The sequence below is a fragment of the Peptoniphilus indolicus ATCC 29427 genome, assembly GCF_000227315.1.
GTDB lineage: Bacteria > Bacillota > Clostridia > Tissierellales > Peptoniphilaceae > Peptoniphilus > Peptoniphilus indolicus.
The window spans coordinates 70,530-81,437 of the sequence record NZ_JH165064.1; the positions used below are offsets into that span (position 1 = coordinate 70,530).

The following is a 10,908-nucleotide window of genomic DNA, read 5'->3' on the forward strand; positions in this document are numbered from 1 at the left end:
TTTTTACATAATAAGAGAGGCTCGAATTAATGAGCCTCCCCAATATTTGACATAGAGCCCAAAAAAAAGTGAGTCTTAAAACTCACTTTTATACTAAATGACATGCTACAAAATGTCCCGGATTTCTCTCTGTCAGCTCCGGCTTAGACTTTCTACAAACCTCCTGTGCCTTCGGACATCTATCCACAAATGGGCAGCAATTTGGTGGGTCTATAGGACTTGGAACTTCTCCTTCAAGCATAATTCTCTGTCTTGTTCTTTGAATATTTGGGTCTGCCAAAGGTATTGCAGACATAAGAGCTATTGTATAAGGGTGTATAGGATTTGAATACAACTCATCTGAAGTTGCAACTTCCATCATATTTCCAAGATACATTACTCCAACTCTATCTGAAATATACCTTACCATTGAAAGGTCATGTGCTATGAATAAATAAGTTAAATTCATTTTCTTTTGTAAGTCAATAAGTATATTTATTACTTGAGCTTGTATAGAAACGTCAAGAGCTGAAATAGGTTCATCACAAACTATAAACTTAGGCCTTACTGCAAGTGCTCTTGCAATACCAACACGTTGTCTCTGTCCACCTGAGAACTCATGCGGGAAACGTGAAGCATGTTCTTCTGATAATCCTACAAGATTTAGTAATTCGATAACTTTATCATGTCTTTCTTTTTCATTTTTATAAAGTCCGTTTATCAACATTGGTTCTTCTACCAATGATTCAACTGTCATTCTTGGATTTAGCGAAGCATACGGGTCTTGAAAGATAAATTGGAAATCACGTCTTTTCTTTCTCAACTTTGACTCTGATAATTTAAATAAGTCTTCTCCATCAAAGAACATTCCCCCCCCAGTTGGGTTTAAAAGTCTTGTTATAGTTCTACCTGTTGTAGATTTACCGCATCCACTTTCCCCAACAAGACCAAATGTCTCTCCGGGATATATATCAAAACTTACATTGTCAACAGCTTTCAATATTCCTTTTTTTACTTTGAAATATTTCTTTACTCCCCTTGCACTTATTAGAGGACTTACATCTTTATTTTTATTTTCAGTCATTATTTTCCCCCTTTAAGTACTCTTCACTATATAACCAACAACTACATCTGTGTCCTTCTCCATGTTCTGTTGTAGGAGGCATATTATCTTCGCATATTACCATTGCCTCGTCACATCTATCAAAAAATGGACATCCCTTAGGTGGTATATATAAATCCGGTGGCGAACCATGTATTGCATGAAGCTTTTCTTCCTTACTCATATCAAGTCTTGGAACTGATAATAAAAGTTTTTTAGTGTATGGGTGTTTTGTGTTATAGAAAATATCATCTGTTGAGCCCTCTTCCATAATTTGGCCTGCATACATTACTTCAACTCTATTACTCATATCTGCTACAACACCTAAGTCATGAGTAATCAATATTATACTCATTTCAAATTCTTCTTGAAGCTCTTTCATAAGTTCTAATATTTGTGCTTGAACTGTTACATCAAGTGCTGTTGTAGGCTCATCTGCAATCATAAGTTTTGGATTCATTACAAGCGCTATAGCAAGCATAACACGTTGTCTCATACCACCTGAAAACTCATGAGGATATTGATTAATTCTTGTTTCAGGTTCAGGAACACTTACCATATCAAGAATTCTTATAGCTTTTTTAAGAGCATCTGCCTTTGATATTTTTTCGTGTTTCATCAAACCTTCTATTATTTGGTCTCCAACCTTCATAGTTGGGTTTAGAGATGTCATAGGGTCTTGGAATACCATAGAAATTTTATTTCCTCTAATTTCTTGCATTTCTTTTTCAGACTTTACTATTATCTCTTCACCATCAAATAGTATTGAACCACCTTTATAAAAAGCTGGTGGATTTGGTAAAAGCTTCATAATAGAATTAGCCGTTACACTCTTTCCACATCCACTCTCACCTACAATTGCAACTGTTTCTTTTTTATTTACATCAAAAGATATCCCTCTAACCGCTTCAACTTCACCAAAGAAAGTTTTGAATGATATCTTTAAATCTTTTACTTCTAGTAATTTATCCATTCCATCTCCTACTTTCTAAGTCTTGGGTCTAAAGCGTCTCTTAATCCATCTCCCAATACGTTAAATCCAAACATAATAAGCGAAATCATAAGTGCGGGAACTACCATTTGATAAGTAAGTCCTATAGCAAGAACTTCAAGTCCTCCGTTCGCCAAGTTACCAAGTGATGGAAGTGGGTCTTGTAAACCTAATGAAACGAAAGATAATGTCGCTTCAGAAAAAATTGCTCTTGGAATTATAAGTGTTAAGTTTACAAGTATAGGACCAAGTGTGTTTGGAATTATATGTTTAAATAAAACCCAAGCATCATTTGCACCCATTGAACGAGCTGCCATAACATATTCTGACTGTTTTAAAGATAGAACTTGACCTCTAACTAAAATAGCTGTAGGTATCCAACCAGATAATGTCATCGCAAATACCATAACCGCAAAAGAAGTTCCTGACCCTTTTTCAGCAAATACAACTGACAATAGTATTACTATTAGTAAGTATGGTATTGAATAAATTATTTCCGCTATACGCATTAATAAGGCATCAACTTTACCAGAACTCATACCTGCTATACCACCGTATAGTACACCAACAGTTATGTTTATAAATGCAGCTAAAAATCCAATTAAAAGTGAGAATCTTGCACCATAAGTCGCACGTGTAAATAAATCACGTCCTAATGAGTCAGTACCAAACCAAAAATCAGCAGAAGGTCTATGATTAGTATTTAGCATATCAATTTGATAATAAGTATATCCACTAATCATAGGCCCAATAATTGCAAATATAACCATAAATATTATTATTATTAAACCGAACATTGCAAGTTTATTATTTTTCAGTCTTCTCCAAACATCAGCCCAATATTTTATAGTAGGTCTTTTGATTCTCTCTGCATGCTCTGCATTTCTATCAACTTTTTTAAATAATTCAGGAGAAAATTTTCTTTCCATTATGCTTTTCCCCCTCCTTCAAACTTAATTCTTGGATCTATAATAACGTAAGCTATATCCACAAGTAAAATCATAAGTACTAATACTATTCCATAAAATACTGTAGTTCCCATAATAAGAGTGTAGTCACGGTCAGTTATGGCTTTTATAAAGAATCTACCTAGCCCTGGAATGCCGAATATTTTTTCTACCACAAATGATCCCATTAATAAATCAGCTGTAAGAGTACCTAAAATTGATACTATCGGTAATATTGAGTTTCTAACAGCATGTTTTAAAATGACTGCCGAGCCTGAAATGCCTTTACTCTTCGCAGTTTTGATATAATCTTGCCCTAGTACTTCGAGCATAGAAGATCTCATTAGTCTTGCTATTTGTGCTGTAGGCATCATACAAAGTGCAATAGAAGGCATAATTGTGTGCGCGAAAGAACCCCATCCACTAAGTGGAAGTCCAAGATTCCTCCCAACCACTTGTATTAAAAGAGTTCCCATTATAAATGAAGGTACTGAAATCCCTATAATTGCTATTAACATTGCAATATAATCAGGAAATCTATTTTGATATAATGCAGCTAATGAACCTAAAACAGGCCCAAATATTAATGACCAAATAAGAGCTTGTAGTCCAAGTCTCAAAGATACAGGAAAACCTCTCTTTATCATTTGGTTTACTGTTTCAGTATTAGACTTCATACTTTCACCAAAGTCTAATTTTACTATATTTTTTAAGTATCTTCTATACTGCTCAGACACAGGCTTATCAAGGCCATATTTTATCTCTAAATTTCTATAAACCGTAGCCGGTATCTTTCCTTCTTGTTGTAGAGGATTTCCAGGCACAGCATGCATTAGAAAAAATGTAAGAGTTATTATGAAGAATATTGTCAAAAACGACATAACAAATCTTTTTCCTATAAATTTTAACATCTTTATTCCTTTCTAAAAAGCAGAGCCCCACAAATGGGGCCCATTTTATTTTTTATTGAAATTCTGCATAAGTTAAAATTGGATATTGAAGAAGTGGCTTATAAACACCCTTTATATTTTCTTGTACTAGATAAGGTTGAGTATAGAAGTATACAGGTACTATCGGCATATCTTCCATCAATATCTTTTCCGCTTTTCTCATGTTTTCCATTCTAACTGTTTGGTCTGCGCTATTTTTTGCTTCTTTTATAAGAGCATCAAACTCAGGATTTGAGTAATTAGAATAGTTTTGCTCTCCACCTGTCACAAATAAATCTAACATAGTCATAGGGTCATAATAATCTCCAACCCAACCCCCACGACTTAGATCAAAGTCATGAGCATTTTCACGAGCTAGTTTAACGTTGAAGTCAGCATTTTCAAGACCTACTGTTACTCCAAGATTTTGATTCCACATTTGTTGAACAGCTTGAGCTATTTTCTTGTGTGATTCACTTGTATTGTAAAGAAGAACTTGTTTATTGATATCTTCGATAGTAATTCCAGATTCTTGCATTCCTTCTTCTAATAATTTCTTAGCTTCTGCTGCATCTTCTTTAATTAAATTACCGTTGATGTCTCTCCACTCTTTGTTATTTTCGTCAATTAAACCAAATGGTACCATACCTTCAGCGGCAATTTGACCACCCTTAGTTATATTTTCTACTATTGACTTACGATCAAGAGCCATTGAGAAGGCTTTTCTAATTTTAGCATTTTCAAATGGATTCTTTCCATCTTCACTCTTAGTCATATTTAAACTGTAATAATAAGTTCCTATTTGTTTTCCAATAGTTACTACCGGCGATTTATCAGCAATTTTTTGTGCCAAAACTTCCGTTGGGACATCAGTTAATATACCATATTTACCAGCATCGAAGTTTTGATATGCAGTGTTGCTATCTTCAAGAATTTCCCAAGTTATTCCACCAAGTTTAACTTCAGATGCATCAAACCAGTTTTCATCCTTAGTTGTTTCAACTTTTGAGTTGTGTTCCCAATTAATTAACTTGAATGCACCATTTGATACAAATGTAGAAGCGTCTTTTGCCCAATCAGGATTTTCTTCAACAACTTTTTGATTTACTGGGTACAATGTGTAGAATGCTGTTAAGTCTGTGAAATATGGTGTCGGTTTTTCTAAAGTAACTTCTAAAGTTGTATCATCAATTGCTTTTACTCCAACTTCAGCTCTTTTAGCTTCTAACCATTTTTCATAAACTGCATCGGCAATTTCATCTTCGTTCTTGCCATTAAGATCAAGCCCTGCTTTATCAGCATCACTTATAACAACTTCATGGTCAACTTCGTTAGTATCATTTCCATCAGCATCTTTTACATAGTATACGCCAGGTCTTTCAACTGTGTTATAAGCTTCTCCTCCTTTTAAATAGTAAAGTTGGAATGCATAAAGTGAAGCTGTGTTAGGGTCTAGAGCTCTTAGCCATGCAAATTCAAAGTCTTTTGCGGTAACAGGATCTCCATTTGACCACTTGACATCATCTTTAAGTTTAAATGTATAAGTCAAACCATCTTCTGATACTGTTGGCATTTCTTTTGCCATACCAGGAGCTAAATTTCCATCTTTATCATATCTTAAAAGTCCTGTAAATAAGTGATTTAACAAATATGATTCATGAGTACCTTGCGCAAGTGCAGGATCTAAAGACCCCGGTTCACTAGTATTGTTTACGATAAGAATTTGTCCTTCCGCTCCATCTGTGCTTGCAGTTTTATTTCCACCACATGCTGTCAAAAATACTGCTGTCAAGATTAACAAGGCCACTAAACCTTTAAATCTTTTGTTCATTAAAATTACCTCCTCAATATTAATTTAATTAATTAATTTTACCATATTTTACAGTACTTAACAATCGTTTTGAAGTTATATTATCCCAAAGTGTTATAAGCTATAGTCTATAATAGATATTCCTCTATCTTCAGTGCCATATCATCATAGGTAACTTCTCCTACAAATCTATGAACTTCTACACTATTTTTATACATAACTGTTAATGGTACATTATCTATCTTTTTAGTTCTTCTAACAGACTTATTTTCATCTATGTCCAAGTAAAATGCAGCTATCTCGCCAAACTCTTCTTCAATCAATTCAATAACTATTTCTCTAACACTCTTACAGTGTACACAACTCTTACCACCAAATATTACAATTGATGTTGGATTTTCAGCTATTCTCTTATCAAAATTTTCAGTTGATATGAACTTAACTTTTGAAGACTCCATACTTATTATCTCTCTTTGAAGAGCTATTTCATCTTCATTTTCCATAGCCATGGTCATGAAATCTATATCGTTTTGTATTACAACACCTTCCACAAAAGTTTCTTTAACTCTTGTTCCCGTATTTTCCTCTCTAATTTCATTTTGATCTACCGAAATTTCTATAGGTTTTTCTCTATTTAAATAGTTGTATGGATATCTAAATCCTTGATATATATAGTTTTTAATTGCAAAATTCTGTTCTGCATTAACTCTGTATGGACAAACCCATCTCCAAACTACTTCATGGTCTTCTGTTATCTCATACATAATTCCTGCCGAACCCATAGAAACTAAAGTGTTTCCATTTTCAAGTCTTTGTAAACTTCCCCCATATGGGGAATAAAACTTATATCCATTTAAATATGTTGAATATCCTAAATCTCTAGGTGTTATCTTCCATTTTATATCATACGTTATCGGGTTAAATTCCAAAACTCTTGAATATGCTCTTCTATAATTGTTTATTCCAGTACTTGAGTTTAAATTTGGAACTCCATATCCTGACTCTGCTCCACTTTCAAAAAGTAAAATATTCCCTGCTCCATTCAACCCCTTTTTAATCATCTGTATATGAGTAGGACCTATTATCCCATGAAGTTTCCTAAATAAACTATCTTCTTTAGGACCTATTTGCCAAACAATTTTTCTCTTTTGTTTATCAATTATCCCAATAAAGTTTGATTGTCTTGAAGCAAATATTATATTGTCAGGAGCAAATCTCCTATCTCCTTGGTCATACCACTTGTTTTCTCCCAAGACTCCAAAAGAAGTTATGTGTAGATAGTCTCCTATCTCCAAGTTTGAAATTAAGTTAGGATTTCTATAAATTACATTTTTTTGCACTTCGGTATAACCAATTTCATTAAAATGATTTGAAAAAGAGAACTTCCAAACTACATTGCCATTTAAATCTACTTCATATATGACTTCGTCTAAAAGTTTTTTGTCAGATACTTCTGTGTTTACAATAGTATCATGACCTAAAATTAAGGTGTTTCCATTTTCAAGTCTATGGTAATCTCCATGAGCTCTGGCACTCCATATAGATTCTTTTTCAAGAAATCTAAATTTATTATATGACCAAACCACATTACCATCTTGTTCTATTTCTATTAAGCTTTCTCCATCTTGTGAAGAAAAATCAGATTTTCTAAATTTTGTAGTACCAATTATATTCCCATTCTCTAACATCTTTGCAGGCATAGCATTCATCTTAAAATGTTTTATTTCATTTCCATTCATATCGAACAATAAAACACCTGAACTAGGAGTTGCAACTAAATTATAACCACTGCAACACTTTTCTTTTTTATAAACTGTCGTGCCTGTTGGTAATATCATCGGTATTCCTCCCTCAAGTATCTATCTGCATAGACAGCTGCTATCGCTCCATCTGAAGCTGCTACAACAGCTTGTCTTAAGACTGTATCTGTGCAATCTCCAACAGCAAATAGACCTGGAATATTAGTCATCTTTTTTTCATTTACTTTAATAAACTTATTTTCATTTAGTATACCTAAATTGGAAACAATTTCTGTCTGAGGTTCCATCCCAACAAACATAAATATTCCATCTGTTTCTAAACTAGTTTCTTTACCTAATTTAGACAAAGTTATTGAATTTACATATTCTTCACCTTGGATTTTTATCAAATATGAATTGTATATTATTTCTATTTTAGGATTTCTTAAAACCTGTTTAAAAATATCTTTATCAGCATCAACTATGCCATCTGGATGTATTGAAATTATACTGACTTTATTTGCAAACTTAGAAATATATTCAGCCTCTTCAAGGGCAACGTTACCACTTCCAAGTATGTGGACATCTTTGTCTTTTACAAATTCTGCATCACAAGTTGCACAATAGCTTACTCCCTTTCCTGCAAACTCTGTTTCGCCTTCTATTCCTAAAACTTTTTCTCTTGTACCAAGTGCAAGAATTACTGCTTTTGCTTCAAAAGTTCCTCTTCTTTTAGTATGTACTTTAAATATATTTCCATCTTTTTCGACACCCGTTACAGTGCTTTTTATTCTCTCTACATTTTCTATGCCAAGAGCATGGTTCCTAAACATATCAGAAAGTTCTATTCCACTGGTTTGTATAATTCCAGGGTAGTTTTTCACCATTTCAGTGTCTTTTATTCTTCCACCAAAACTCTTTTTTTCTATTATGAGAGTATTTAATAATCCTCTCCCTGCGTATACACAAGCGGAGAGCCCAGCAGGGCCTCCACCTATTATTATCAAATCATACATAATTAAATACCTAATGATTTTGCAAAATCATCCATTCCTTCAATTTTTAAGCTCTCTACCAGACCTTCATCAACCATTCTTGAAAAATTAGGGTCTATAGGTAATGTTAATGTGCTCTTTATATCATGCTTTTTAGCTTCAGATTCAATCTTACTTTCACCATATATATAAGTTATTTCATTACAATGAGAGCATTTAAAGTAAGACATATTTTCTACCAAGCCAAGTATCTTTACATTCATCATCTGCGCCATCTTAACTGCTTTTTCTACTATCATTTGAACTAAATCTTGAGGTGTAGAAACTATTACAACGCCATCAAGTGGTATTGATTGATACACAGTAAGCTGGACATCACTTGTTCCAGGAGGCATATCCACTAAAAGATAATCCAATTCTCCCCAATTTACATTTTGATAGAATTGAGAAATTGCAGAGCCTACAACCGGTGCACGCCACAATACTGGGTCTGTGCTATTAGGTAGTATTAAATTAACACTGACTAATTTTATCCCCGTACTTGTTATTGCCGGATTTATATTCTTTCCGTCACTTAATACTTTTTCAGAAATTCCAAATGCACTTGGAACAGAAGGCCCTGTTATATCAGCATCAAGTATTCCAACTTTGTACCCTTGTCTACTTAGCTCAGTGGCCAAACTTTGACAAACAAAGCTCTTTCCTACTCCACCTTTACCGCTCACCACACCTATTGTGTGTTTTACATTTGAATTTTCATTTAAACTAAATTTTTGAATTGCCATTTATTTCTCCTATACTTATTATAATATTTTATATATGATTAATCAATCATTCATTCTCTGTTTTAAATTGTAGCTACTGGATTTTTCGGAGCTTTTTTTAATACTTTGAATTCTCCGTCAGAATACTCAATTATGTTAAAAGTAGCATTTCTAAGAACTCTATTTTCCCAAAAATCAGATATATCTATTTTTTCTACATAATTTAATATCGCAACAATAGTTACTCCATGACTAACTATCAAGACATTCTTATCTTTTGAATTTAAGATATAACCTTCAAAAAACTTCTTTACTCTATCCATCACTTCGTAGAGAGATTCTCCATCTTCTCTTTTATATTTGTGTGGTTCATTAAAATAAGTGGTATATAACTCTCTGTCTTCTTCTTTAAGTGTATTAAAATATCTTCCACTCCAATTCCCAACATCTATTTCTCTAAGATATGGTGTAGATATAATTTCATTGTCGGGTGCAACTATTTTTGCAGTATCTTCTGCCCTTTTTAAATCTGATGAGTAAACTTTATCAAATTTAATATTTTTAGATGACTCTCTTAATAACTCCGCCATTTCTATTCCTTCTTGAGTTAATGGAGAGTCCATTATACCTTGAACTCTATCCGCTCTATTCCACTCCGTCTGTCCGTGTCTTGTCAAATATATTTTCAAATACTCTTCTTATCCTCCAAATCTTTAGCCAATTTATATGAGCCTTCAATTATCTCATTTGGATAACCCATTAAATTTAAAATAGCTATTGCATTTCTTGATTCAGCTCTACCTAATTTTAATTTGTAGTCAAATTTTATGTCATCTTCTTCTATTTGTTCTTCAAAATGATAATTTGTATATTCACTCAAAAGTTCTGTCAATTCAATATCATGTGTAGCTGCCACTACAGTTGCGTCTTTTGCAATATATTTTAGAGTATTATACGCTGCAGCAATCCTATCTATTGTATTTGTACCCTTAAATATTTCATCCAATATCAATAGTTTTTTTACATCAATATCACCTATCATTCTCTTAATAGCTTTAGTTTCTGCCATAAAATAGCTCATTTTTTCTTCTAATGAATCTGAAATATCTATAGCTGACTCAACTTTAAAAAATGAAGTTTTCAAGCTATTTGAATGTGTAAGGCCAAAAGCATTGGCAAATATTACATTGATTCCAAGATTTCTTAAGAATGTAGACTTTCCTGAAGCATTAGAACCTGTTATTAAAACATCTATATTTGAAAATTCAAAATCTTGAGAAGTCTGTTCAACTCCTAGCAAAGGATGTTTAAGCCCCTTTGCTTCCAATATAAAATCGTCATCTACAAATTCTACAAATTTTAAATTTTCAGCTATTTTGTAAGAAACTATAGCTGTTATCGCATTTATATCACCGAGTGCAATGTATAATTTTAAAATATCTTCCTTACACTTATTTATCTCATCTGCAATAGAATAAAACCTGTTAGCTTCAATTAAAAATAATAAATCAAATATTTTTCTTATTCCCTCTGACTCATCAAAGTTTTTAAAATATCTTATTCCCTTTGCCTTATTGCGAATCTTCTTGAGTTTATTATTAAACTCTTTTATTTCTAATAATTCATTATATATTGAATCTATTTCATAATTT

At 32.9% G+C, this 10,908-nt stretch carries 10 protein-coding genes; all 10 read right to left on the reverse strand.

Annotation, left to right across the window (positions count from 1 at the left end; translation table 11 throughout):
- Window positions 1-88: 88 nt before the first annotated feature.
- The gene (locus HMPREF9129_RS07900; protein ID WP_004822322.1) at window positions 89-1,063 is read right to left on the reverse strand and encodes an ABC transporter ATP-binding protein; all 975 of its coding nucleotides are present in this window, start codon (window positions 1,061-1,063) and stop codon (window positions 89-91) included.
- The gene (locus tag HMPREF9129_RS07905; RefSeq protein ID WP_004822324.1) at window positions 1,056-2,054 is read right to left on the reverse strand and encodes an ABC transporter ATP-binding protein; all 999 of its coding nucleotides are present in this window, start codon (window positions 2,052-2,054) and stop codon (window positions 1,056-1,058) included. The genes HMPREF9129_RS07900 and HMPREF9129_RS07905 overlap by 8 nt, the downstream gene beginning before the upstream one ends.
- An 8-nt stretch (window positions 2,055-2,062) precedes the next feature.
- A complete protein-coding gene (locus HMPREF9129_RS07910) occupies window positions 2,063-3,001 on the reverse strand; it encodes an ABC transporter permease (RefSeq protein ID WP_004822326.1) in 939 nt (312 codons plus the stop codon).
- Window positions 3,001-3,930: an ABC transporter permease gene (locus HMPREF9129_RS07915; protein ID WP_004822329.1), complete on the reverse strand. Its 930-nt coding sequence runs from the start codon at window positions 3,928-3,930 to the stop codon at window positions 3,001-3,003. The genes HMPREF9129_RS07910 and HMPREF9129_RS07915 overlap by 1 nt, the downstream gene beginning before the upstream one ends.
- A 52-nt stretch (window positions 3,931-3,982) precedes the next feature.
- Complete coding sequence (locus HMPREF9129_RS07920; protein WP_004822330.1) at window positions 3,983-5,779, reverse strand: peptide ABC transporter substrate-binding protein; 1,797 nt, start codon at window positions 5,777-5,779, stop codon at window positions 3,983-3,985.
- Between the two features lie 107 nt (window positions 5,780-5,886).
- Window positions 5,887-7,596 carry an aryl-sulfate sulfotransferase gene (locus HMPREF9129_RS07925; protein ID WP_004822332.1) on the reverse strand — a complete coding sequence of 570 codons (1,710 nt, stop codon included), beginning with the start codon at window positions 7,594-7,596 and terminating at the stop codon, window positions 5,887-5,889.
- Window positions 7,593-8,513, reverse strand: a complete 921-nt coding sequence (locus HMPREF9129_RS07930) for an NAD(P)/FAD-dependent oxidoreductase (protein ID WP_004822333.1) — start codon at window positions 8,511-8,513, stop codon at window positions 7,593-7,595. Before HMPREF9129_RS07930 ends, HMPREF9129_RS07925 begins: the two co-directional genes overlap by 4 nt.
- Window positions 8,514-8,515: 2 nt before the next feature.
- Window positions 8,516-9,277 carry a P-loop NTPase gene (locus HMPREF9129_RS07935; protein ID WP_004822335.1) on the reverse strand — a complete coding sequence of 254 codons (762 nt, stop codon included), beginning with the start codon at window positions 9,275-9,277 and terminating at the stop codon, window positions 8,516-8,518.
- Between the two features lie 62 nt (window positions 9,278-9,339).
- Window positions 9,340-9,945, reverse strand: a complete 606-nt coding sequence (locus HMPREF9129_RS07940) for a histidine phosphatase family protein (RefSeq protein ID WP_004822336.1) — start codon at window positions 9,943-9,945, stop codon at window positions 9,340-9,342.
- The coding region (locus tag HMPREF9129_RS07945; protein WP_442512527.1) for a MutS-related protein at window positions 9,942-10,908 on the reverse strand (967 nt) is incomplete at its 5' end. The genes HMPREF9129_RS07940 and HMPREF9129_RS07945, both read right to left, overlap by 4 nt.